Source organism: Arthrobacter globiformis, assembly GCF_046536215.2.
GTDB lineage: Bacteria > Actinomycetota > Actinomycetes > Actinomycetales > Micrococcaceae > Arthrobacter > Arthrobacter globiformis_E.
In genome coordinates this window covers 792521-818392 of record NZ_CM143421.1, presented here as the reverse complement: position 1 = coordinate 818392, position 25872 = coordinate 792521, and the positions used below count along the sequence as shown (strand labels likewise).

Annotated in this window: 14 protein-coding genes; 4 read left to right on the top strand and 10 right to left on the bottom strand. The window is 67.1% G+C overall.

The features are described from left to right. Positions 1–83: 83 nt before the first annotated feature. Positions 84–1097 (bottom strand): DUF6454 family protein, encoded by a 1014-nt coding sequence (locus R5O87_RS03765; RefSeq protein ID WP_410558208.1) that lies wholly within the window; start codon positions 1095–1097, stop codon positions 84–86. A gap of 212 nt (positions 1098–1309) precedes the next feature. On the opposite strand from R5O87_RS03765, the gene R5O87_RS03760 reads away from it, so the two are divergent. Further along, a complete protein-coding gene (locus R5O87_RS03760) occupies positions 1310–1657 on the top strand; it encodes a DUF4259 domain-containing protein (RefSeq protein WP_410558209.1) in 348 nt (115 codons plus the stop codon). 53 nt (positions 1658–1710) lie between these two features. Here R5O87_RS03760 and R5O87_RS03755 read toward each other — a convergent pair whose 3' ends face one another. From R5O87_RS03755 to R5O87_RS03740, 4 genes are all read right to left on the bottom strand, one after another. Further along, positions 1711–3687 (bottom strand): serine/threonine-protein kinase, encoded by a 1977-nt coding sequence (locus R5O87_RS03755; RefSeq protein ID WP_410558210.1) that lies wholly within the window; start codon positions 3685–3687, stop codon positions 1711–1713. 81 nt (positions 3688–3768) lie between these two features. Beyond that, on the bottom strand, positions 3769–8085 hold the full coding sequence (locus R5O87_RS03750) for an FtsK/SpoIIIE domain-containing protein (RefSeq protein WP_410558211.1): 4317 nt from the start codon (positions 8083–8085) through the stop codon (positions 3769–3771). A gap of 60 nt (positions 8086–8145) precedes the next feature. Further along, complete coding sequence (locus tag R5O87_RS03745; RefSeq protein ID WP_410558213.1) at positions 8146–9489, bottom strand: hypothetical protein; 1344 nt, start codon at positions 9487–9489, stop codon at positions 8146–8148. Next, positions 9486–12344 carry a hypothetical protein gene (locus tag R5O87_RS03740; RefSeq protein WP_410558214.1) on the bottom strand — a complete coding sequence of 953 codons (2859 nt, stop codon included), beginning with the start codon at positions 12342–12344 and terminating at the stop codon, positions 9486–9488. The genes R5O87_RS03745 and R5O87_RS03740 overlap by 4 nt, the downstream gene beginning before the upstream one ends. A gap of 221 nt (positions 12345–12565) precedes the next feature. Here R5O87_RS03740 and R5O87_RS03735 point away from each other — a divergent pair, with 221 nt between their 5' ends. Together R5O87_RS03735 and R5O87_RS03730 are read left to right on the top strand one after the other, a co-directional pair. Continuing rightward, the gene (locus tag R5O87_RS03735) at positions 12566–12847 is read left to right on the top strand and encodes a hypothetical protein (protein WP_003803594.1); all 282 of its coding nucleotides are present in this window, start codon (positions 12566–12568) and stop codon (positions 12845–12847) included. A gap of 261 nt (positions 12848–13108) precedes the next feature. Continuing rightward, entirely contained in the window at positions 13109–18754 is a 5646-nt protein-coding gene (locus R5O87_RS03730) for a DUF6531 domain-containing protein (protein WP_462836383.1), read from the top strand. Positions 18755–19911: 1157 nt separating this feature from the next. Here R5O87_RS03730 and R5O87_RS03725 read toward each other — a convergent pair. The 3 genes from R5O87_RS03725 to R5O87_RS03715 form a co-directional block, all read right to left on the bottom strand. Continuing rightward, complete coding sequence (locus R5O87_RS03725; protein WP_410558216.1) at positions 19912–20130, bottom strand: hypothetical protein; 219 nt, start codon at positions 20128–20130, stop codon at positions 19912–19914. Positions 20131–20378: 248 nt separating this feature from the next. Next, positions 20379–21791, bottom strand: coding sequence for an MFS transporter (locus R5O87_RS03720; RefSeq protein ID WP_410558217.1), 1413 nt, complete (start codon positions 21789–21791; stop codon positions 20379–20381). Between the two features lie 678 nt (positions 21792–22469). Further along, entirely contained in the window at positions 22470–22676 is a 207-nt protein-coding gene (locus R5O87_RS03715; protein ID WP_462836382.1) for a cupredoxin domain-containing protein, read from the bottom strand. Positions 22677–24005: 1329 nt separating this feature from the next. Between R5O87_RS03715 and R5O87_RS03710 the strand changes: the two genes are divergently transcribed. Further along, entirely contained in the window at positions 24006–24758 is a 753-nt protein-coding gene (locus R5O87_RS03710; RefSeq protein WP_410558218.1) for a polysaccharide deacetylase family protein, read from the top strand. A gap of 289 nt (positions 24759–25047) precedes the next feature. On the opposite strand, the gene R5O87_RS03705 is transcribed toward R5O87_RS03710, so the two are convergent. Together R5O87_RS03705 and R5O87_RS03700 are read right to left on the bottom strand one after the other, a co-directional pair. Beyond that, positions 25048–25497 carry an MFS transporter gene (locus R5O87_RS03705; protein WP_410558219.1) on the bottom strand — a complete coding sequence of 150 codons (450 nt, stop codon included), beginning with the start codon at positions 25495–25497 and terminating at the stop codon, positions 25048–25050. Beyond that, a complete protein-coding gene (locus tag R5O87_RS03700) occupies positions 25422–25619 on the bottom strand; it encodes an MFS transporter (protein WP_410558220.1) in 198 nt (65 codons plus the stop codon). The genes R5O87_RS03705 and R5O87_RS03700 overlap by 76 nt, the downstream gene beginning before the upstream one ends. Between the last annotated feature and the right edge of the window lie 253 nt (positions 25620–25872).

Here is a 25872-nt window from a genome sequence, read left to right as displayed (position 1 = left end):
GGGGTATCCAATCGTTCCTGTTGGGGGAGGACACTGGGGACCGCCGTCGATCGACGCGCGGTGTTGGGGGATGTGGAGGGGTGCTACTTGGCGGGCGCGGCGTCGGCCTCGTAAGTGAGGATCTCGGTGCCGTTGCCTTCTTCGCCGTTGTCGGGGGCCACCGTCATGGTGAGGTGGCTGCCGTTAGCAGTCATCTTAAAGGGGTTGCGGGTGGCCACGTGCCCGGCGGTGGACCACTGCTGGAACGGCACGTCGCGGATCACGCTCCGGGACTTGAGGTCGATCATGGCCATGCCGCCGAGTTCGTATGTGGCTGCCGTGCCGCCGGCCGTCGGGGTCTGCGGGAGGTTGGTGACCCCGGCGCAGAGCATCTTGGAGTTGGGCACGTACTGGCAGTCCAGGTAGTCGATGAAGAAGTTCGGGTTCTCCCAGGTCGAGAGCTGTTTACCTTTCAGGTCCCATTCGGCGAAGCGCCGCGAACCCCAGGTGTTGCCCACCAGGTGCCCGGTCTGCTTGTCCAGCACGATGCCGCCGAAGTGATCCTTGACCTCGAACTGCTTGTGCACGTCCAGGGTACTGGCGTCGACGCGGTAGATGATGGCGCTGCTGTTGGGCCGGTACTGGGCTACCGGGACCCAGACGTTGGTGCCATCGAAGTCGATGCCGCCCGGGTGGTACATGTCGCCCTCGCCCAGGATGATGTCCTTCTGCAGGTTGCCGGTCTTGTCCATGACGAACAGGTGGCCGATGCCCTTGCCGGCGGTGCGGTCGAAGCCGCCCTGAGGGGCCGGGAACTTCTTGGTCGGCTCGGTGATCTGCACTGCCGAGAGGAAGATGTGGTCCGGGCTGTAGGCGATTCCCTCGGTGTGGTAGGTGGGGAAGTTCAGTTTCAGCTTGGACGTCTGCTTCCAGGCGGTGTTCCGGTCGACGCCGTTGAAGGCGTCCGCCAGGGCCGTAACGGTGTCGTGGTGGATGCCGGAAGGAGTGGCCTGGCCGGTGCCGGCGGCTTGGGCTGCTGCCGTGCCGCCGATGGCGGACGCGGCCAGGATGACGGCCGCAGCCGCCGTGAGGATGCCTCGCGTACGAGTTGTGCTCATTGGGGGAGCCTCTCAAGATAGGTCTTATCAAGAGCTCGCCACGTTACTGACGAGTAATTAACCGGCTGCGACTGTCGGGTGAACAGCAGGTGGCCGGAGCCACGATGGTCCTCCCACTGGACGCGCGGTGTTCCGTCACGAACTTCTGCGGGACCGGCCGACCCTTCAGGTTAGGCTCTAGCAACGATCGAACAGACCGAAAGGGCGAACAGATGGGCGCGTGGGGCTTTTTGCCTTTCGAGAATGACGATGCGATGGACTGGCTGGACGAACTCGAAGCCGGTGATGCCGAGGTGGTGCGTGGCGCGCTGGCCAATGCCGGCGACGGCTACGTGCAGGCACCAGATGGCAGTGTGGCCATTGCCGCCGCCGAGATCACTTCAGCCGCGCACGGAAACCCTCCGGGCGACCTGCCGGAGAACGCTGCGACGTGGGTGACCGCTCATGGGCCGGAGATTGGCCCTGAAGACGTGGAGTTGGCGCTGCAGGCAGTCGAACGGGTGGCAGGGGAAGACTCCGAAGGCCTTGCGCAGCTCGTATCCACGTCGGGCGTCCGTTAATAGCCTGCGAATCGCACATACCCGCGCAGCCAGCTGCCGGACGGCCCCGAGCCTTAGTCCAGCGAATTTTCGCGGGAGGTGATGCCGAAGGCGGGGGACTGCAGTTCGGTGAAGTTCCCGACGCTGGCGCGCACGGTGCACTGGGGGCTGATCTGCAAAGCGGTCACGGTGAGCCCCGAGCTGTCTACCGCAAGCGCCCCGCCGCAGCCGTCTGCGAACCGGAGCCCCTTCTCGCCGCCGGTCACCGCCTCGAGCATCTGCGAAGGTTTGCCCGCGGCTGGGCTGATGTAGAGCGGGTTCAGTTCGTCTGCGCCGCCCGCCCACACCGGCACCAGCGTGATCTTCAGCGGGCTGGGCGTCACGACCCGCGCCGGGGTGCGAACCTCCACGCCCTGTAGCCGCTGGACGGGATAGGCGGTGCTCTTGACGGCAGGGTCCTGTGTCGCCGCCGTCGTCGCCTCGGACCCGGCGCGCAGCCACGCGTCGAGTGCCTGCTGGTCCCCGGGGCGCACCGGCACCGTGGCGGTCACCTGGACTGACCCTCCCGAGGGGACCTTGATCCCCGAGAGCTTCCAGCCGCACTCGATGTCGACGCCGGTGATCGAGGCCTGGTTCCGGCCCACCGAAGCCCCGTCCCACGTCACGGCCGGGCACCCGTCGCTGCCGGCCAGGCCCGGGATCACCTCGAGGAATTCGCCCGACAAGGGAGCCTTCTGCGCCGTGTAGGCCAACGTCAGGCGGATCTGGCCGGAGGCCGGCTCGTAGGCGGCGTCCCGCGAGATCGTCAGGCCGGTCGGAAGGGCCGGGTCCTGCAGCTGCGTCGACAGCTTCGCGCCCGCCGCCTCGGGCGCCGTCTGCCCGCCCGCTGGGGCGAGCACCACGAAACCGACGACCATCCCGAGGAGGAGCAGCGCCGCGGTACCGCCGAGGATCAGCGCCTTGCGGGCGCGCCAGAACGGCGTGACATCCTTCTCCTTACGCCGGACCTCAGCCTGGGGCCGCACCTCCCGGCGGGGCATCGGACGGGCGATGGTTGCGCTGCCCGCCTCCCCGAGGTCCGGAGCCTGCCCGTCGCCCAGCGGGCCGGACGCGAAGACCGTCAGATCCTCCTCCGTGAAGGCGCCCCGGACCACTGTGGCCGGGCGCTCGACGGCGTCGAAGTCCGCCGGGGTGTCGGCGCGGGCGATGGCGGCGCTGCCGGCAAGCCCTGGCACGAGGCGCCGTAGCCTTGAGGCCGCCTCACGCGCCGTCGGGCGCTGGGCCGGGTCTTTGGACAGCAGCCCCTCGAGAACATCCCACACCGCGTCTTCCACGGGAATCCGCGGGGGGCGCGAGGTGACGTGGCGGTACGCGACGCTGAAGTCAGTGCCCGGCCCGGCAAATGGAGTCCGCCCGGCGAGGAGCTCGTAAACCAGGACGCCCGTGGCATACACATCGCCCGGGGGACCAGACCGGCCCTGGCTGATTAGCTCGGGAGGCATGTACTGCGGCGTGCCGATGAGGCCGGTCGTCTGGCGGACCCTCTCACTCACGACGTCGGAGATCCCGAAGTCGGAGACCCGCACATCGCCGGGGCCGCAGTCAGGCCAGGGACGGCAGAGGAGCACGTTGTCCGGCTTGATGTCGCGGTGCGTCACGCCACGCGCATGGGCGACGGCCAGCGCGTCGAACACCTCGGCGGCGATGTTGAGGGCGTCCGCTGGACGCAGTGGCCCGGCCGCCTTCAGCGCGTCCCGCAGCGAGCCGCCCGCGACGAAGTCCATGACGATGGCCAGCCGCGGGCCCTCCACCACCATGTCGCGGACCGTGACGATGCGGGGGTCCTGCAGCCCAAGCAGCACGGACCGCTCCCGGACGAACCTCTCCACGAGCGAGGGATCGTCGGCATGCTCCGGGCGCAGGACCTTGGCGGCCAGCGTCCGTCCGTCGGCTGAGGTGACGGTCCAGACCTCGCCGACGGCACCGGCCCCCACGCGTTCGCCGAATCGGTAGGACGCTCCCAGCGCTTCACCCGTCTGTGCGAATTGCATACCGTACACTCCAACGCTGTCGATCTGGTTCCTCAGGGCCGCCCTGCGGCCCTTGATTCTTGGCGAGCTCCGCCGTCGGGCTCAGTTTTCCGCACTCATCGACTGGATCAGCCCCAGTTGTCCGCCGACGCTGATATATCCCCGTCCGGCTGTCAGCGCCACGGGCGCCAGGCGCGGGAGCGCGGCACCCAGCAGCTCGCCGTCGTAATTGATGTCCGGCTGCAGCAGCACGCCCAGACGGGACTTGCGGACGGTCTTGGTCCAGTGGGTGTACAGCCCGCGGAGGTCCGCGGCCCGCCCGGCTGCGATGACGCACAGCCCCGGCTGCCCGGATGCCACCACCCCTGCGATGGATTGGTCCGCGTCCTCGAAGCGCTCGGCGTCGTCGATCAGCAGGAACACCGGGCCGCGCTCAAGCCGCAGGGAGGCCAGCAGGGCCGGCACCTCGTCCGTGCCGACGGCCACGCGATCCAGCTCGGCCAGCGCCAGCCGGGAGCGCCGATCGCAGATGCCCCACACCTGCACCCGCCCCAGGGATGTGGCCGCGCCCCGCAGGGCATCGGCCAGGGCCACCAGCAGCGTCGACTTACCGGAACGGGCGGGCCCGGCGATCAGTGCGTGCTCGCCCTCGTAGATCTCCAGGAACGCAGGGGAGAGGTCGGCCTCCTGCATTCCCACTGGTATGAGCCAGGGCTCGGCCCCCAGCCGGGGTTCCACGCCCAGCTCCGCCAGCGTGATGTTGGAGGGCAGGCGCCTGATGGTCGGGGTTTTCGCGGGCGCATCCGCCCAGCACTGCCGCACACGGTCCACCGCGGCCCCGAGTCCAATGCCGGGCGTGGCCACGTGCATCTGGAGCGAGGTACGGGGATCTACGCAGCGGCCAGGAAGCGCTGCAGGGATCTCCTTGCCCCGGATGCCACGCGACGAATAGTCATAAGTATCCGCCAGCCGGAAGAGCCACCTTTGCAGCGTCACCTCGTTCATGGCCGAAGGAACCGCCTTTGCGCGTGTGGTGGACACCGCGAAGGAAAGACCCAGCGCGGGGCCGTCCGCGTACGCCCGGTACAGCAGACCCAGCAGCTGCTGCCCTTCGAAATCCTGGAACTCGTCCCGCAGCGAGGCCAGGCCGTCCAGCAGCACCACGGTGCGGCGGCGTCCGCCCGGGTTCGCGCGGCGGGCCTCCAGCTCGGTGTTCAAGTGCCGCAGGAAGCGCGCCTGCTGCTCCTTGGCGCCGGGCCCGGTGCCCACATACGCAACGGTGTGCGGCAGGCCTTTGAGCGCCTCGAGCTCACGGGAGCCCATATCGAGGATCATCAGGTCCAGCTCGGCCGGATCAGTGTCCTTTGCCAGCGCCAGTGCGATCGACGCCAGCGTGGTGCTCGTGCCGGAGCCTGCCACGCCCATGAGCATCAGGTTCCCCACGGACATGTTCCATCCCGCCGCGGACTGGCGCTGCAGCTCCGGTTCGTCCACGAGGTTCACCATGACCGTGGAGCCCGAGACGCCGCCCACCGTCGGCAGCGGCACGGGGGAGGGATCGGCGGGGGAATCGGACGGTGCGGCATGGCGGCCGCCGTCCGGGGCAGGGAGGAAACCCTCAAGCTCCACACGCTCGCCCAGCGCCTCAGGCCAGATCTGCCGCGGCGGGGCGTACCCTGCGGCGGCGTTGGCTTCGACGACAGACTCGATGAGGAGGTCCAGATCGTTCTCGTCCGAGGCCGCAGACGGCGCCGCCGCCGCGGGTAGGGGGACACCGAACTGGCGAAGCCCGCGGACGTCGACGGCGGGGCCGCTCCCGACCTGCGCCCGCCCGGTCACGAGGGCCGTCTGCACCGGCGTGATGTCGTCCTGGCCCAGCTTCACAAACGCGCGGCCCATCTGGGCGCGGCCGATCGCCGAGGCGGCCGGCACACCGATGACGTTGCTGGAGTCGTCGCGGCTCTGCACGCGCAGGGCCACCCGGAGGTTCGTGTTCGCGAGGATGTCGTCGCTGACGACGCCGGCCGGACGCTGCGTCGCCAGGATCATGTGCACACCCAGGGTGCGGCCCACGGCACCCACACTGACGAGCGCCTTGAGCACGTCAGGGAAGTCCTTAGCCAGCATGGCGAACTCGTCAATGACCAGCAGCAGCCGGGGCATGGGCTCGGCCGGGTTCGTGGCCAGATACGCGCTGAGGTTGTCGATGCCCTCCCCGGCCTCTGCGAAGACCCGCTGACGGCGCTCCATCTCCGCCTCCAGGGCTCGGATGGCCCGGTCGGCGAGCTGTTCGTCCAGATTGGAGATCGTGCCGATGGTGTGCGGAAGGCGTTCGCATGCCTTGAATGCGGCCCCGCCCTTGAAGTCGACCAGGATGAAGTTCAGGCGGGTCGGATCGTTGCGCGCCGCGAGGCCGGCCACGAGCGAGCGGAGGAACTCGGACTTGCCGGAGCCTGTGGTGCCACCGACCAGGCCGTGCGGACCGTCCTTGACCAGATCCAGGGTCAGGGTCCCGTTCTCGCCGGTACCTATCGGCGTCGAGATCCCCGTGGGAGTTTGCCACAGGCGGAGGACCGTGGCCGGGTCCGGGCGGTCATAGCCGAGGAGCCCGGGCAGCCGCACGAGCGAGGGCAGCGAGGCCCCGGGCACGCGCAGTTCCGGGTCGTCGAAGTGCGCCACGCGCATGGCGCATCGCAGCGCCTCCTCCTGGTCGAGGCCCGCCAGGATGACGTCCTCCACACGGGTCAGGTCCTGCGGCTGGTCCACAGTGGCCGCCGCGTCTGCCCCGACCCTGATGATCGTGGTGCAGGACGCCGGCAACTGCTCCTCCGAGGTGGCGATGACGATGCCCGCCACCCGGGACGTGCGCTGCTGCTGGTTCACATGGACCCCGGGAACGGAGCGACCCATCCCGAGCAGCGCCCGCGCCGGGGCGTCCCTGCCTTCGGTGAGCACCTCGGAGTCCAGGACCACCAGCAGCCCCGGTGTGGGCAGCTCCTGGACGGAATCCTTGAGCGCGCGAAGCATTGCGACGCTGGTTTCGCGGTGCGCGGACATCCACCTTTCGCCGGTGCTGCTGCCGGCCTGGCGCGTGTGCGGCAGCCAGGAGGCCCATTCCCACTCATCAGCCCGCCCGGCGTCGCAGAAGACGCCGACTGTCAGGTCCGCCGGGCCCACGTGTACCGCGGCCTGGGCCAGGAGGGACCGCGCCAGCGCCAAAGTCCCCTCCCGCGGCCCCACTATGCCCACGACGCCGGCATCGGTCAGGTCCACCAGCACCGGCGCGGCCTGCAGGCGCGCGGCCTCAAGAGAGTCCTTCACCCTGCCGTCCAGCCGCGAACTGGCTGTGCGGTCCACCTCGGGCTTCCATGGGACGTCACCCGTGCCGGCGTGCAGGGCCAGGAAGTCATCGGAGTCGGCACGGCGCTGCCAGAGCGAGGTGGCCGGGAGGGCCGGGCGCCGGACCACGGTCGCGGGATCAGGGATCATCCGATGGCGCCGCGCGGTCTCGACCGCGGCGGCCGCGCGGATCTGCTGGTCGAACTCCTCTAGCGCCCCGGTGAAGCGCTCGTCCTCTTCCTTGAGGCCCCGGGCATGGCGTCGCTTCTGTTCGAACCACATGCCGACGGCCATCACCGGGCTGAGCATGGCGAACATGGCGAAGCGCAGATCCCGCAGGATCACCACCATTGCCGCAGCCATCACCAGGGGCGCCAGCACCGTGATGAAGCTGAACTTGCCGGCGGGCGGCACATCCCTCCTGGCGGGCGGGACCAGGGGTTCGCCGGCCGGTGCCCGCCCGGGGCGCGGCGGACGGTTGAACGGCGCGGTCGCCGCCGGGGTGAGGTTATGCAGGCTCCCGGGTGCCGGGGCCGGCGTTTCGTCCAGGGTCCGCCGCAGGAGGAGCACCGTCCCGCCCGCCGTGACCGTGGCCGTTTCGGTGACCAGGACCCCGTCTTCCCCGACCGGATGGCCGTTGACCAGGGTGCCGTTCGTGGACCCGGCATCCAGCACCCGCAGATCGTCCTCCTCCCGACGCAGCCGGCAGTGGTCCCACGACGCGCTCTCGGTGGGAAGGCTCAGATCGGCGTGCGGGGACCGGCCGACCAGCATCTCGCGCCCCGGCGGAACGTCAACCACGCCGCCGGTCCGCTGGCCGCCGGCGAGGGTCACCGTCCAGCCGCGAACGCGGTGCGGCACCGGCCAGGGCGCCCGGGAAATGCGGCTGCCCTCGAGGAGTACCAGTTCCGAGACAGGGGTGGACCCGCGCACCTCGTCGTCGTTCACGAACACCGCATCTTCGGGCGAGAGACGCGGCCCGCCTGCGGCCCCCACCAGGTCCGCCAGGGTCGTAGCCGGCGCAGCATTGGCCACCTCGCACTCAAAGCGACGCTCGTCCAGGTCGATCAGCACACGCACCGGGGCGCTCCTTCATGGGAAAAATGGTGCGCCCAACAGGGGCGCACCGGGGGAGGATGGTCAGGAGCTTGCCGGCGCCGGTACCCAAACAAGCCGCGGAGCGTTTTCGTCCGCAGGGCGCAGGCCCAGGTCCTGGGCCGAAGCGAAGATCGGGACGGCCTCCGCGGTCAGCGCTGCGGGGCGGGAGAAGTCCAGCGTCGGACCGGCAAGCCCCTCGCCGGGGCCGAAGGACATAGTTCGCAGCGCCGCACCGACTTTCGACGGATCGTTGCTTCCAGCGAGGGCAGCCGCCCTGACGAGGGCGACGACGGCGTCATGGCTGGGTGCGTCCGCCGCCCAGGCATCGGCGGAGAACGGGGCATCTCCCGTCAGGTTTTTGACCTCCGCGTCACCCGCTGCGAGGCGTACAGCGGAGAGGAAGGCCGACATTCCGCGTCCCTGTGCGTCCTGCTGGAGTGCGGTGGGATCTCCGCCCGATGCCGCAACACTCACCAGCTGGCCGGAGGCGGTGCCGTCGAGCTTGGAAAGCGCAGAGGCGAAGGCCGGGGCCGTGGCCCCGTTCGGAAGGACCAGGGGGACGGACACGTCGCGGGACTGCAGGGCCTGGACCAGCCGGGCGAGCCGCTGCGGGGTGACGGCCGAGACCACCACGGCGTCCGCCGGATCGGTGACCCTTGTGGGCTCGGTGCCTTCGGCGGCGTCCTCGGCGGGCGGGCGCAGCTGGTCGCCGGTTCGGATGGCGGCCTCCTGCGCGAGGCCAAGCGCGTCCTCGAAATCCCCGAGGTTGAGCGCCTGCGGGATCTTGATCGACGTGGGGACCTGGCCGCCGTCGTTGACGAGCAGTACCCGGCTCTTCCCGCCCAGCGCGATTCGGAGTGCGGCTTCCGTGGATGCGCCAGACGGCGCCGTGGTCCACGTGGCCCGGGCGGGCTCCGACGGTTCTGCGTAGGGAAGGATCGCCGGGAGTCCGAGCTCCTCGGCGGTCTTGGCGGCAGCCTGTGCCTGGGGGCCCGTTCCCACCACGACGACGCCGGACACTCCCTGCCCGGACAGCGCCCGGACGGCGGCGCGTGCGCCGTCCTCCGTGCCGCGGTCGTTCTGGACCCGCAGGGCGACGGCGGCGCCGCCTTGGGCGAAGCGCTGGGCGGCGACAACGGTGCCCTGCGCTGCCCGGTTGTACTCGGAACCGGGCTCGCCGTTCTGCCCCAGCGTGAGGACGACGCCGATGGAGAAGTCCTTCGGCAGGCCCTCGGCCGTCAGCGCAACGGGAACCGTGGCCGCCACCGGATCGGGCCGCGGAGCCTCCTTGGGGCGGCCCAGCGCCACGGTCAGGGCGACCGCAGCCGCGACGACGACAGCAACCCCCGCGGCGATCAGGGTCAGAAGCCTGGTGCGGGAGCTCATGCGGCGCCGCCGATCTTCAGCGTGTACAGGGTCTGCGACGTGGCGCCGGCCGGCACCTCGAGGTGGAATGGCGGCAGTTCGTCAGCAGCGGTGAGTGAGGCCTTGAACTGTGCCTGGCGCAGCAGCAGCCCCGATACGTCCCGCGAGCGGATGTTGGCGTAGCCTTCAGCGTTCTGCGAGGCCAGAGCCAGCTGATAGTCCGCTGTGTCGGCCTTGGCGGCGCTGGTGGCCATGGAGCCGAGCAGGCCGGAACCGTTTACTGAGCGGTCGCCCAGATCGAGCATCACCTTGTTGAGGCTTGAGGACAGGAGCGCACTTGCGCCCTCAACGTCGCGGGTTGAGCCGGACGTGCTGGAGGCGATGTTTGCGAGCGAGGACTGCGTGCTCTTGTCCAGCGATGCTGTCAGTGCATCGCGCTGCCCGAGCAGTTCGTCCCGTTGCTTGTTTACCGTGCCCTCGGCGTCCTTCACCACCTCGCCCGAGGTGGACTTCAGGCCGGAGATGGACCGGTTAAAGGCGGCGATCACGGCATCGGAGCCGGCGTCGCCGATCTCGGCGACCTGACGCACCTGTTCGTCCACGGTCCTGAAGACCTCCTCGGCGGTCTCCGCCGAAACTTCGCTGAGGGACTCCTTGATCTTGTCGCCCAGTCCGTCCTGCTGCACCTTCAGCTTCGACAGCGTCGAGCCGATCCTGTCGGAGGAATCGATTGCCTCGCCCAGGGCTTTGAGCAGGTCCTCAAGTCCGCTCTTGGTGCTGTTGACGCCGCCCGTCGCGGCGCCGTCGAGTTCCTTCGCGGCTTTGTTGACCGCCTCCAGCCTGGCGTCGATGTCGTCGATCCTCGTCCCCAGGGTGGTGAACGCCTGGCCGATCGCCTCATCCGGGTCGGTAGTGTCTGTGGCCGCCAGGACCGAGTCCCATGCGGCCGCCTGGGCCTCCAGCCGGGAGTCGAGGGGATCTTTGAACCCCAATGGGGGATTCAGCGCCTGCGCCGGGTTTCCGTTTTCATCCGTGGGCTCGCACGGAGCGGACGTCAGGTAAGAGCGCAGCCGGTCAGCTTGCTTGGCGGACAGCCGGCCTTCGCTGGGGACGTCACCGTCGGCCATCTTGCACAGCTCGTCGGCGAGACGCTGGGTTTGCTGCGTCATTGAGCCGTTCAGCAGCGAGCCGTCCCCCACCTCGCCCCGGGCACCCCCTGCAGTCTTCCGGATGTCGATCAGCTTCTGCCGCAGGCCGTCGATGCTGCTGCGGACCGCTGTGGCCGCGTCACGTGCCGCGGTGACGGAGGTCCGGGCGGACTTCATGGCGCCGTCCACGTTCGCGAGGGCAGTCTTGTAGTCCTCGGTGGCTTCGGCGCCCGCGAGGACTGCAGCCAAATCCGCGCGCACACTCTCCAGCGTGGCGGCGGAGGCCTGGTGGTCCTTTATCGCGCCCTCGACCATCTCCGGCTGCAGGCCCGCCACGATGTCGTCGCCCTTCTTGACCAGGCCCAGAAGCGCGCCGGTGACCGTCACAGCGGAGCCGTAAAGGGAACACGTCATGGAACCCTGTTCGGCGCACTCTTCCGCCGTGGGTTCCTCAGGTCCCATGGTGGCCTCGATGGCGCCGGCCACGGTGTCCCGGCAGCCGGCACTGACCTTCGCGTAGGCGTCCAGCTGCGATGCCATGGTCAGGACGCTGGAGTAGACGGTGGCCGACTTGCCGGCTTTTGCAACCTCGGCGGTGCAGCCGTCACCGTTGATTGGTGCCGTCGCCGGCACTGCCGAGGTGTCGCCCAGCATCGAGTCAACGGCGGATACGGTCTGTCTCAGCTGGGACGCCGTGGTGGACTGCGTTGTCTTCGTTGCAGTCTCCAGGTCGCCGCCGAGACTCTTCAGCTGTTCCTTCAGGTCCGCCATGGTCCCGGCCAGGGCCTTGGAATTGTCGCGCAGCTCCCCGGCGGTCTTCGCGCCCAACGTCTGCGACGTCTCCTGCAGGTTCCGCCGGACTTCGGTGATGGTGGAGCCGGCCTTAGTCAGCACAGTGTTGACGTCTGACACCAGCGAGATGGTGCGGCGTTGGAGCTCCATTTCAGAGCCAGTACCGGAGGAGAACGCGCCGGCGAGCACGCCGTCAGCGCTGAGGTCCGTGTTGAGGCCCGGCTGGACTGCCACGTCGAATTCGGGGACCTGGAAGTCTTTGACGTCTGCGACGAGGCGCAGTGTGGTGCTGGCGCCGGAACGCGGCGGGGCCAGCACGGTAGCCCACTGGATCACGGTGGCACCGTCCCCGGTACTGCTCAGGACGCCGTTGGTTCCCGTGGCGCCGTCAGCGGAACCCGGTGTGACGTCGTCGGCCCGTACGCCTCCAAGCTTAGTGGAGGCCGCGACAGTCAACGGGGCGCCGACCAGGGCGGTGTCCGAGCGGGCCTGCCCTGCTGCGTCGTATTCGATCAGCCGGGGCTTGACTGTGAGGTTCTCGAGCGTGAGGTTAATCTCCACCGGCCCGGTGTGTCCCCGTAGTTCGCTGAGGTCGGAGCCCGATTTCTCTCCGGCACGGTACTGCAGGCTCACCCGCACCGGCAGCGCGCCCACCACTTGGGCTGTGTCGTACTTCGTGTCCTGTGCGGACGAGTCGCCGGCGGCGGACACTGAAATTGTGGTGCCGTCGATCGACTGGACTCCGGCGGCCGGGGACAGGCCCACGCGGACGCTCTGCAGGAGCTTGACCGGGCTGGAGACCGGCTCCGGCTCCGGAGGCGACGTGCACGAGGCCGTCGCGGCCAACCCCAGGCTGACAAGGACGGCGCCCAGCACTCGGCCCGGCGCGATGTGGCGCCGTGGGGTGTGCTGGTAGGTGGTGGTCAATTTGGGCATGCTCGTCCCTCTTCCGTTCACGGTGCCTTCAGCATGATAGTGGATTGCGCTGACGAATGGACTAATTGCCGTCGACGCCGTATGTAACGCGGACGGCCGTGTATTTCTGATTATTATTCTTTTTGTTGGATTTATTCGCCGGTGTTGGTACCGTCGGCTGTGTCTGGCCGTCGGCGGTAGTGTGTTCGGCGGTAATCGGTTGTTCATGGGGAGGGTTTTTTATGTCGCGTGTGTTGTCTACTGAGCAGGCGAAGGCTGCGATTGGGCAGGTGCAGTCGATCATTAATGGCGGTTTCACGGATCAGATTTCAGCGCTGGATGCGCAGGGCAGGGTTTTGTCTGATCCGAATGTTTGGGATGGTCCTTTGGCGGCGCAGTTCCGTGGTTCGACGTGGCCTGAGACGAAGGCTGCGTTGGATAAGGCCAAGGAGGAGTTGGAGCAGTTGCGGGGGCAATTGCAGAAGATCTCGCAGGACATTTTCTCCGCCGGCGGCGGGGCCTGATTTTCGTTTTGTTGGTGTGAGGGCCGGGTAGGCGCACCGCTCTGGTAGGGGCGCGGTTGCCCGGCCGTTGCGCGGGTGTGGTCTGGTCGGCCGGTCAGGGGTTTTCCCGGTCCGGTTCTGGTGTCTTTGTTGGTGGCCCGGTTTTGGGTCGTCCTTGGCGTGTTCCTGCGTCTGGTGGTTTTTTCCCGGGCGGGTGCCAGTGGTGCCGTTGTGGTGGTTGTTTTTTGTTGTTCGGGTTTTGTTCTTTGGGGGGCCTTGGTTGTGACCGAGTTCGTTGAGGTGCCGTTGTTGCCGTATTCGGATGCGTCTGATGGCGGGCGGTTCGATTATGGCGTGGCGGGGGCAGTGAGGTCGGCGTTTGAGGCGGCGGCGTCACGGCTTGAGGAGCTTGCGGGTTCGCGGGCATCGTACGTCATTTCGGCGAGGGAGGATTTCCGGGGGCATTTCTCTGAGGTTTTCGCGGCCAACGCTGCCACGGCCGGGAATGACGCGGACGCTTTGGTGTCGGCGTTGCGGACGGTGGCCGGGTATGTCGGGAAGATGATCGATGCTGGGCGTGACGAGGACGCCCGGCGGGCGCGGAACAACGAGTGGGTCCGGGAGCACAATGACCGGAACTGGTTTGAGCAGGCCGGTGATTGGCTTTTCGGTGAGGGTGAGCGGCCGAACGCGGGGCCGGGGAGTGCTCCGACGTTTGCCCCGGCTGAGGCCAGGACGGGGTCCCGGGAGACACCGCCGCCGGGCGGCGGGTACGGGGGCGGGACGTCCTCGGCGCGGCCGGCGAGTTTGCGGTCTTTCGCGGCGAACTCCCGCGGCCTGGACGACGGGTTGGCCTCGGCCCCGGGTGTCCTGGAGGGACACCTGTCCTCGTTCGGGTCCGGCTGTTACTGGGGGCGGATTGAGGCGTCGGGAGTTGTCCGTGCTTACCGGGAGTACCTGCGGGCCAACGAGAACGACGCGAGGTGGGCGGTGATTGTCGCGGACGCGTTTGCCGCCGCCGGGGGAGAGGGGAACGTTTCCACCCTCTCGGACGCGGCCGTGAACGAGGCGCTGGCGGCGGCCGGGGTGAGCGCCAGCCGCTCCTCGCTGGTGATCGACCCGCCGATGGCGGCGGGCGCGGTGCCGTCCAGCGGGTACGCCAATGACCCGGTGAACACGGCCACGGGCAACTTCATCGAGCCGGAAACGGATCTGGGGTTCGCCGGGGTGGCTTCGAACCTGGTGCTGTCGCGGATGTATAACTCGCTGGCGTCTGGTTTGGAGGCGCCGGGGGTGTTTGGTCCGGGGTGGGCCTCGGTGCTGGACCAGCACCTGGCGGTCTCGGATGAGGGCTGCCGGTGGGTGATGGCCGACGGCCGGGCGGTCGACTTCCCCCGCGAGGGGGAAGGCTGGGCCCGCGGCACGGGGGAGAACTACTGGCTCACCCGCGAGCCCGTGACCGCGGCGTTTCTTACGGAGCTGGCCGCGGTGCCGGCGGGCACGGCCGAGGCGCTGGTGGTCCGGGACAACCAGGGCGCGTGGTGGGCCTACACCCTGGCCGGGGTATGGCTTGGTGCCGGGTCGGGGCCGGGCCGGACGGTCTCCGTTCTCCGGGAAAGCCCGCCCTTCGTTCTGGGGGAAAGGGCGGACGAGGGCGGCAGTGCCGGGCAGGTGGTGCGGCTGGGGCATGTGCGGGGCCGGTTCCTTGATGTGGAGTATGTTGACGGCCGGGTTGCGGTGGTCAGGGCTTCGGACGGGCGCCGGGTGGAGTACGGGTACGACGACGCCGGCAGGCTCAGCCGGGTGGCGACCGGGCTGGGCGCACGGACGTACCGGTGGAACGGGCAGGGCCTGATTGATGCTGTGGTGTCGGCCGCCGGGGTTCTCGAGGCGGAGAACACCTACGACGAGAACGGCAGGGTCGTCCTGCAGGTCACCCAGCACGGGCGCAGGACCAGGTTCGCGTACCTTCCGGGCCGGGTGACGGTCGTCTCCGATGAGGACGGGACCCGCTCCAACTCGTGGATCGCCGATGCCAAGGGGCGCCTGGTCGGCGTCCTGGACAGTCATGACCGGCGCCAGTCGATGGCTTACGACAAGTTCGGGAACCTGGTCTCCTTAACGGAGCGGGACGGGGCGGTCACGGTGCACGCCTACGACGGGCGGGGCCGCAAGGCCCGGACCGTGACCCCGGAAGGCGCCGACCTGACCTACGGCTGGGACGGACAGGACCGGCTCACCACCCTGGTGACCGCGTCAGGTGCCGTGGTCTCCTACGAATACGCCGACGACGTCTCACGCGACCCCTCGGCGATCCTGGACCCGCTGGGCGGGCGCACCGAACTGGAATGGCGGAACGGACTGCTGACCCGGGTCGTGGACCCCGCCGGCGTGAGCGTCTGGTTTGAGTACGACGCGTTCGGCGACCTGGTCGCGACCCGGAACGCCGCAGGCGATACCGCAAGGATCGTCCGGGACGACGCGGGCCGCCCCGTCGCGGCGGTCAGCCCGTCCGGGGCCGAAACCCGCTTCGGCTACAACGCGGCCGGGCTGCTGGTGCGCCGGGAGGATCCGGATGGCGCCGTCTGGACCTTCGACCACGATGCCGCGGGACGGACCACCGCGTTCACCGCCCCGGACGGCGGACGGACCGAACTGGAGTACGCGGCGAACGGCGAACTCGTCCGCACCACCGACCCGCTGGGCCGGACTGTTGAGCGGGTGTTCGACGAGCTCGGTAACGTCACGGCCGCGGTGCTGCCGGACGGTGCCCGGTGGGGTTTTACCCACGACACGCTTTCCCGGCTGGTCGGCATCACGGATCCCGCAGGCCACGACTGGGTACGGGAATACGACAAACTCGGTGTGCTGACCGCCGTCGTGGACCCCACCGGGGTCCGCGCGGCGGCCGCCGCGGACCGCGGGGCGGGCACGGCCACCCTGACGGACGCGTTTGCGTCCGCGACGTACAGCTTCGATGAGTACGGGCGCCCCACCCGGGTCCAGGGGGTGGACGGTTCCGCCGAACTGGTTTCCTATGACGCGGCCGGCAACCCGGTGGAAATCGTCGACGGCGAGGGCGGCCTGACGGTGCTGGACCGGGACGTTGCCGGGAAGATCACCTCGGTCACGTCCCCCGCGGGCGCGGTCACCCGTTACGAGTACGACGGGTGCGGGCGGCCCTGGCGGACCACGGACCCTCTCGGCGCCGTCACCGAACTGGCGTACGACGCCGACCAGCGCGTGGTTGCGCGGACGCTGCCCACCGGCGAGGTCGAGACGTTCGGGTATGATCCGTGCGGGCGCCTCGTGCTGCACCGCGCCCCGGGCAGGGGGGTGTCGCGGTACGGCTATGACAAGGCCGGGCGGCTGACCTACTCCCAGGACTCCTGGTACGGCACCCGCCGGTTCCAATACAACCTCGCCGGGGAACTGACCGGGACGCTCAACGGTGCGGGCGGGCGGACCCGGTTCGAGTACGACGCCCGCGGGCGCCTGGTCCGGATCACCGACCCGGTGGGCGGGGTGAGCACGCGCACCTACACTGCCACGGACCGGGTGGACTCGGTCACCGATCCGCTCGGACGGGTCACCACCGCCACCTACGATCCGGCCGGGCGGCAGCTGTCCCAGACCGGCCCGGACGGGCACACCACCACCTGGACCTACGACCGGGCCGGCCGTGAATCCTCGACCTCGTTCGACGGGAAGCTGCTCGCCGCCGTCGACCGGGACCCGGCCCGCCGCCGCGTCGTCATCACTGATTACACCGGCCCGGCCGGGCTGGCGGTCGAACATGAGCTGGGGTTTGACCGGCGCGGGCTGCTGACCTCCCGCACCCGCGCAGGCCAGGGCCTGTCCTGGGAGTACGACGCGGACAGGCACCGCACCGGGTTCACCGACGCGAACGGAACCACCACCACGTACACCCGGGACGCTGCCGGTCGGGTCACCGCCGTCAGCAACCCCCGGCTCGGGGAGGCCGTGTTCACCCACGACGCGTCGGGGCGGATCACCTCCGCGAGGGCCGGGGACCTGGTCCAGGAATGGGCCTACCGCGACGGGCACCTGTCCGAACACAGCCGCGTCGACCGAGCTGTTCCGGGCGTCGCTGATGTCACCATGATCGGCCGGGACGACGACGGCCGGATCACGGCCCTGACCCGTCGCGGCGCCGTGGCCCGGTACGGGTACGACCGGGCCGGACAGATGATCTCGGCCACAACCACTCGCCGGAGCGAAGGGCCGGAGCCTTCCGGAACCGGATCGGTTTCGGAGTGGGAGTACGACGCCGGCGGGCGCCTGGTGCGCGAAACAACCCCGGCCGGTTCGCGGGAGTACGAGTACGACGCCGCGGGGCAGCTCCTCGCCGTCACCGGCGCCGACGGATCCCGGTCGGAGTACGTCCACGACGGGTTGGGGCGCCGTACCCGGCTGATCCACCCCGACGGGTCCTGGACCGAATACGCCTGGGGCCCGACCGGGCACCTCAGCGGCACCACCGAACGCACCGCCGACGGCGCCATCACGTCCCGGCACGGGCTGTGGGTGGACGCCCTGGACGAGCTCGCCGGCATCGACGGCGCGGAGCTCTGGTGGGACACCGCCAACCCCATCCCCACCCTGGCCGGCATCAGCGGCGGCCAGGTCCTCTCCCTGCCCGGTGGCGTCACCGGCATCGGCGACGCGTGGACGGCACCGGGCTGGCGCGCAGCCCGCCCCACCGACCAGACCGACCCCTGGGCCGTTCTCGGCACCCCCGCCGTCCCCGAACCGGGCCCCGGCGGCACGGCCGGTGCTGCCTCCGGGCTGGCCGGGATGCTGCCCGCCGGGATCACCCTGACGGGCAACGGCGGCGTCGACATCGCGGGCCTGGAATGGCTTGGGGCCAGGGCATACGACCCCGCTGCCCGCGGCTTCCTCTCCACCGACCCCCTCGCCCCCGTCCTCGGCGCCGGCTGGAACGGCAACCCCTACGCCTACGCCGGCAACAACCCCCTCAACACCACAGACCCCACCGGCCTGCGACCCCTCACCGACGGCGAGCTGAAAGCCTATGACGGCTCCACACGGGGAGCATTCGCGGCCGCGGGAGACTGGCTGGGAGACAACTGGGAATACCTCGCCGGCGGTGCGATGGTGATCGCAGGCGGCGTCCTCGTGGCTACCGGCGTCGGGGGACCAGTCGGGATGGTGCTCATCGGGGCTGGCGCTGACACCATCATTCAGAAGGCCACTACCGGCGAGGTCAACTGGGGTCAGGTCGCCCTTAGTGGGGCTCTCGGCGCCTTTGGCGGTGCGAGTATCGCTGCTCGTGCCGGGTTCACCGGAATGAAGGCAACCCTTGTGGCTGGGGCCAGTTCAGGCGGCATCTCGGGAGGCGTTCAGAGCACCTACGGCTACTACACGGGACCTGGCCCCCACACTATTTCGGGGGCCTTGGGAGCAACTGCGCAGGGTACGCTTTTCGGTGCGGCTACAGGTGGTCTCGGCGGCGCCGTTGGTCAGAAGATCGGTCAGAGAATGCTGGCGACGGTCACCGTCCGACCGGACGCGGGAACTGTGGCGATCGGCAGGTGGATGGACGGACGGGTCATTCCCTATGCAGATGCGCATGGGTACGCGTACTACACGGGTACACCCAGCTGGATCCGCGATCCAATGGAAAACATAAGGCTACGGGCAGATCCAGAGTCCCTGGTGCGGCGAGTGCTTACTCGCGCAGAGACATCCGTTGATGAGAATTTTAACAGGGCATGGATCAACACTCAGGTCAATTCTGGGAAGAAAATTGTGGACATCGGAGTAGACCTCGATTCACCCTTCTACCAACTCGAACGCAACGCGGTCGACGGATATCCTAGATATTCGCAAGACTTCCAACCTAATAGCGATTTGCGCGTCCTCGACCCTCTCGGTCGACCATGATGGGCAGATCTACAAAGGACAGCAGATGACAAAGCCCCTACCGATTCATGTAAGAGCGACGAGGGTAACCAGGAAGCGTCGTTCCCTGCTATTTGGCAGAACATATTTCACTTACGACGTCCGATTTCGGGATGGGGAAATTCAAAACAACGTAGATCCGAATGCAGTGCTGGAGGGCGCCCGTTATCCAGCTGATTATCATTCAGTCATGCGCGGTGCGGAGGCGGTGGCCGGCGACGGTGTCCCGGGTCAATGGGTGGACTATCCGTATGGAAGGCTGCTTGGTGACTGAGTCCCCGCAGACAGGAATCAGTGGCTTCGCGACGACGGGTGGCTACGTCTGAAGGCCAGTGGCCATAAACCGGTGAGCACGGTCCATCGCAGTGCGGAACAGAGGCTGTTCGAGGCGGTGGGAAGCCCTGTGACGGGCGCTGCCCTCGGACCGTGCGCACGTGCCCGGCCGGCTGGACTGCACGAGCCGGCTCTGAACTATGAGAAAGTCTGATGAAACTTCAGGCTGATTCGTCAATGAGCTCCGTGAATGAAGTTCGAGCGTGGGTATCGAGGCCCGCCCTCGAATACGGCCCCGGCAATGTACATGACCGATACGTTCCGACGCACGATGGGTCCGTTGATCGTGTACTAAATCCTGAATATAAAGACTGTTTCAAAACTGTGCGCCTTTGCTAATGGCAACTAAAAATGACTGCGGTAGAGGATTCCCAGTAAACCTTGGGGCCTGGAGGGGGCGACGCAGAAAGCAGGGGACAATAGGGGAGGGACTGAGCCCTCATGGGTTCAGTCCCTCGATGCAGTAGGGGCCCTCGGCGGGTATTCCCTGGTGGCAGGGGTAGCAGTCGCTAGCCCTTTGGGTCAGGTCTGTGACAGAGTTGCCGAGCCCTGGTCAGACTTGATGAGCGGGTTCTGCTCGGCGACGGCATGGACGCCGAGGAGTACACCGGGATCCATTCCTGACCCGATATGCCGTAGTCCACTCCCGCACGGTGGCGGTGCTGTTCGTGGACACCAGGCCGGTGGACGCGATGGTGTTCCATCATGACTTGCTCGTGCTGACGACCCGAAGAACGTGATCTGGCTGGCCCGGTAGCGTTTCGTCAGGTCGAAGAGGACCTGGACCTGGACCGCGACCTGGATGACTATGACGATTGACCGGGGCGCCTCAGCTGGGTCAGCAGAGCCAGTTCGGTCAGGTTTTCGCTCACGTCATCTCCGGCGCGGAACGCGCCCTCCAAGTCCAGGCCCTCCTGTTGCAAGCGCTCGGGCGCGGCTTTCGTTTCTGCAGGTTCCTGCTCGAGAGCCGCGACCTTCTTCTGATGCGCAGCTATGCTCTCCGGCACGTGCGCGATTTCGTTCAAAAGAAAGCACCAAGCCGGGGTCAGCTCCAACCAGGGTCTCAACCGTGGTTCCCAGTACTACGGCAAGATCTGGCCCCTTCGCGCAGCTTCAAAGGGCGTTCGCCTTTTTCAACGCTTCAGACGGTGGCCTGCGACCACTTCCAACCGAGCCGTCGCATCGCGGCGGCCACGGACTGCTGGGTCCCCTCCCCGCGCAGATCCGCCCGAGGGCCTTAGCTCTGACTCGAAGTCACTGTGTAGTCCCGGTGTCAGTGGGAGAAGTCTGCTGAGATCTCGGCGAGGGTGCGCCCCTTCGTTTCAGGTGCAAGCCATTGCGAGAGGCCTGCGCCGAGTAATGCGACGGCGGCGGCTACGACCATGCTTGGGCCCATGCCGATGTTGCTGATCGCCCATGGCAGTGCGAAGGTGCCGAGTGCGGCTCCGATGCGGCTGAAGGCCGCGGCGAAGCCCGTGCCGATGCCGCGCAGATGGCCGGGGAATACCTCGGACGGATAGACCTGGGTCATCGTGGTGTAGCCGGCATTGAAGAAGGAGAAGGCGAGGAACAGGACGAGCACGAGGATCGCTGGTGCGTTCGTCCAGAGCCCGATGATCAGCAGGATGCCTGCGCAGAGCCACTGCCCGGGCACGGTGAGGATTCGGCGGCCGAGCTTGTCAATCAGAAGCACGCTGATGACGACACCCGCGGTAGCAAGTGCGGACAGGCCGACTCCACCGGCCCAGCCGCCGCCGAAGCCGAAGTGGTTGAGCACGTCGTCGGCGAAGGTCGCGATCGCGAAGTACGGAGTGACCGCGCAGAACCAAAAACCTGCGGTAAAGAGGGTGGTGCGCCAGTACTGCCTCGAGAACAGCATCCCAAAGGAGGCGCCCTTGATTTTGGTCCTGCTCTGCGCGGCCTGAGCCTCCTGGATCATCCTCAGATCGATCTCTTCGGTGATGCTGTTGTGCATCTCGGGTGATTCGATGTATCTGCGTGCGATCGCGAGTGCTTCCTCACGCCGTCCCTTCGAAATGAGCCAGCTCGGCGATTCGGGGAGGCCGATGCGGGCGAGGAACAGGACAAATGCGAGTATCGTGCTCGTGCCGATTACGAGGCGCCATGGGGTGCCGGCGTCGTGCAGGAGCGTGCCGATGATGAATGCCATCATGAAACCGACGTACCAGGCGATCAGCGTCAGCCCGAGCAAACGCCCGCGGAGCTTCGGAGGAGAGAACTCGGATAGCAATGGCCCGCCGATTGAGTACTCGCCGCCGATCGCGACGCCCATGAAGAACCGGATGATGGCCAGCTGGATCACGGCCCCGTCTCCGGAGGTTACGAAGAACTGGGCTGCCGAGGCGATCAGGAACAGGCCCATGTCCACGAGGAACATGGGCTTGCGTCCGAACTTGTCAGTAGCCCAGCCGGCCAGCGGGGAGCCGACGAAGATACCAGCCAGGGGGCCGGCAGCGATCATGCCCAGAGATAGTGCGTCGAGCTGGAGATCTGACCGCATGAGCCCGGTGACGGGACCGATGATTCCGAGGATATAACCGTCGAGGAACATCCCGCCGATGAAGACAGCGACAAGCCGCACCATGAAGCGGCGTTTGAACTTGGAGCTGGTCTCTTCTGATATGGAGGTGTCGACGGAGGCCGTCGTCCTGGTCGGATGGGTCATTGAGATTTGTTCCCTTCTAGCTTCAGTGCAACGGCACCAGTGCGCCGTTTCCTGGACGCACGGACAGCCGCCGCCTTTGGCGACTGTTGGACGAGGCCGGCTGGCTCGATGCCAGCCGATACGGCCGCGCTGGACTCACGAGATGATTTCGGCGTGGTCATATATCACTGCTCTTCGAGGTGGAGTGGGCAAGGCCTTGGACTCCGGCACCCTCGTGCCGGCCCATCGAGATCAAAACCTCGAGTCCAGGGCCGGTCAAGATGTGACATATATTACTCATATATCAGGACTCTAAAGGTGGGGTCCGCTCCCGGTCAAGAGCTTGACAGGTTAATTGGTTGTATCCATGGCCTCTCACCGGGGTATGTCTGAACCGGCGCAGGTTGCGTGCCGCAGTCAAACGAGGTGCGGGGGCGAGTAGTGGACGGCCTCGAATCCGGTCGGCGTGGCCACTTGCGATGGCTGCCGTGGGGCCCGCAGGGGCGAAGCCCCCGCAACCCGCTGGCCAGGGCGGTGTTCCTTTAAGAAAGTGGACCCCTCCGCCGCTTTCAGGCATCCCGAGCACGAGCGGCTGCTTGTGGCTCTACGCAACGTGTAGGTCGTGCACCCACATGTAACTGGGGCGTGAACCTGAAGACGGTTGGCGCAGCTATCGATGTGCGCTCCCTAGCGCTTGGACTACTTGACCGTCAGCGTGCCGTGCATATTCGCATGGAAGGTGCAGTGGAAGGGGTAGCTTCCGGCCTTGGAGGGTGCGGTGAACGTGCCAGTTCCGCCGCTGCCCTGAACATGGACATCGAAGGCAGAGCCCTCGTCCGCCGTCACCGTATGGGCGGCAGAGTCCATGTTGGTCACCGTCACCTTCGCGCCCGGGGGAACGGACATGGGAGTTTGATACGAGAAATCCTGAATAGTGATCCCGGTCGCCGAAGCTGCCGGCCCGGAGACTGCTGGGCTGCCCGTTGCCGTCATGGACGACGACGGATGGACGAAGCAGACGCGGTCACCGTTCCCGTGGGTGTGCCGCCACCGGAACCACACGCTGACATTGCGGAAAGCATTCCCACCAGTAGAAGAACGCTGGCCGTCTTTGCTGTTTTCATGCCGCACGGTCCTCTACCGGAAATGTAATCTGTGTAGTCCATTGTGCCTCCGGCGAGGTTCAAAACACCATGCGGCATGGCCATGGTCTGGGTCCTTTGCACCCCAAACCAAACCGGCAGACCTGGCCCCGAACACCGGAAATTCAGGTTTCGGAGTGTGGACATACAGCCCGGGTTCGCCGCGCCCGAGCAGGGGGGAGGCGATTTTTCGTGCCTTGTCCATGGATGCCCGAGGGCCGCATTTGCCCCTATAACAAAGGAGCCTGTTCGCAATTAGGCTACGAAAACCGAGGCCACTCAGCGAGATGATTCCACTCGCCTAGGTCGTCTGTTGTCCGTCCGAAGGGCATTCACGCAGTAGCGCGGCCAGAAGACGGACAGCTGCCGAGTCCTGGCCCCACGGCACCCCCGAACGGGTGCATGCGGGGAAGTTCAAAACCTTGGAGCCTTGGGCGGCTGCGGTGAGTTCTGCCCAGGCCTCCTCCAGGTCCTCGGTTTGGGCCAGCGGGGGCATTCGCCTCGTACCCGCTGGTGGCTATTCCACATTTGAGCGCGAGTTCGTGAACGTCTGGGCGAGGCCAGAGACGCTGAGGACCACGTCGGCCTCGTTGCCGGTGCTGGGTGACGGTGCCCGAGGCAGAGCTGCCGTTCAGCTGGCCACGTTGCCTGGTGGGTCTGGTCGCCGTCGGCGGCCGTTGCCGTGGAGGGGGCAAAGACAGTTCGGAGCAGCGCCGGGCGGATAGGTAGAAGAATGGCCCGGCACTCTCCCTTCCTTCTCGGCGTCGGATCCGGCACCAGCGTGGGTCCAGACCTAACGACCAGCTCGAGCGGTCCCATCGGTGCGGTGGCACCAAATGTTTCCCTGAAAATCGGGCCGTTCCGGCTTTGCGCTTAAAGTTCTTGTGTGACCCCGACGCTGCGCTCCGACTCCACTCTGCGGGACGTCCCGTCATCGGGCCCCGAACCCGCGTTCTTGTCCTCCGTGCCCGGCCGGCGAGCCTTCCTCCTGACAGGCATGGCGTCCGTCCTTTCCGCCTGCGGAACCGCAGCTCCACCCAGAGCCACGGAGTCCGCACGGCCCTCGGACCCCCGGCCGGGGCCAGACGACCGCGTGCAGACCCGAACCGCCAAAGTCGCTTTGCTGGCCGAGCGCGCCCAGACCGTCAAAAAATACGGCACTGCGACGCCACGCTACTGGGGCTTGGAGGCGCCGGGGGTCCAGCTCCGAACGGCCGCCCGCAACGCCATCGCCCTGACGTTCGACTGCTGCGGCGGCCCTGGAGGAAGCCGCGTGGACAGGGACCTGCTGGATTTCCTGGAGCGCCATGACGTCGCGGCCACCTTCTTCCTCAACTACCGCTGGTTGCACGCGAACAAGAGGACCGCCCGGCGCCTCATCACCAATCCGCTGTTCGAAATCGCCAACCACGGGTCAGCCCACCGGCCGATGTCCGTGAACGGAAAGAGTGCCTACGGAATTGCCGGCACCCGCGACGTCGGCGCCTGCTTCGACGAAGTGAGCATCAACCAGGAATATCTGGCCGGCCTGCTGCCCAAGCCTCCACGGTATTTCCGCCCGGGCACGGCCTTCTTCGACGACGTCGCTGTGGAGGTCACCAGGTCGATGGGGTTGCTTGCGGCCGGCTTCAGCGTCAATGGCGACGGCGGTGCGACCTTTCCGGCGCCCACGGTCGCGGCCCAGGTATCCAAGGCAGTAGCGGGGGACATTGTTATCGCACACGCCAACCATCCCTCAGCTGGCACTGCCGACGGAATCAAAACCGCCGTTCCCGTGCTGCGCCGGCGCGGACTGGGCTTTATACGCCTGTCCGACGCGGCCCCGGCCCCGCCAAGCAATCTATAGAGGAATATGAGCTTATATAAAGAACTCCCTATGTCGCCAAATGACTTTTTATGGATACGGTTCGAACCGGTACTCAGGGGGACACGTTCCACCAGGGTCCGAACGCTACCTACATTTCCTCGTCCGCAGCCACCGTCAGGTGACCGAATCTCTCATTTAATGACAGCCTCGATGAACGCCGATAGTCGACCTTTCGTAAGGTTCAAAAGCAAAACGGTCCACGGCAGATAAAAGGGAAAATCCCCAGAGGGTGCACCTGTTTGAGGTGCACCCTCTATGGTTCATTTATTTACGGTCGGGCTCGAGAGTCCGGAGGCCCGGATTTCGGTGGGAACAGCCCAGGTGGATCGATGAATTCCAGGTTCGCGGCGGCCGCCAGGACGAGAGCGAAGGCAGCGAAGAGGATGATGGCAAGCAGTGTGCTCGAGGGGGAGAGGACCACGAGTGCTGTCAGGAGGGCGGCTCCGATGAAGAAGCTTCCGATGAGGAAGAGCCTCCGGGAGAGCCGGTCGACGATGATCATGCCGACGATGGCGCCGGTGAGCAGGAATACGTTGTAGGTGGCCCCGGCCGCGAGGCTGTTGGTGACGCCGAGGGCTGCCATGATTTGTGGCGAGAAGGTACCCAGGGCGAAGTACGGGATGACCTGGCAGACGTAGAAGACTACTCCGGTATGCCAACGCGGACGGCTAAGACGATGAGTTCGGGGATTGCGCTGGCGATCAGCATGAACCGCCAAGATTCCTTACCAAGACCGGATAGGAGGAATCCGGCGAGGTAGGCGAAAGCGGATCCTGCAGCCCATGCGACGGCCATCAGGCTGAGGAGCTTGCCCCGGAAGTGTCGCGGGGCGATAACCATCGGGGGGGTCGGTCCCCTTTTTGCCGTTGGTGGTGGGGCAGGCTAAGGTGCAGCCCTGCGGCGACCCTCGTGATGCAGCCCGAGTCCAGGATGCTCACGAAGTCATCGAGATTCCGGTTGTCCAAACGTGTCCTGCCTTTCGAAACCTTGCCATAACGAATCGCTATGTAGGAACACAAAAGCTGTCTTTGTGTGACCCACTCCTCAAACGCTAACTTGATCTCAGAGGCCAGTCCGCAAAGCCGTACGAGCT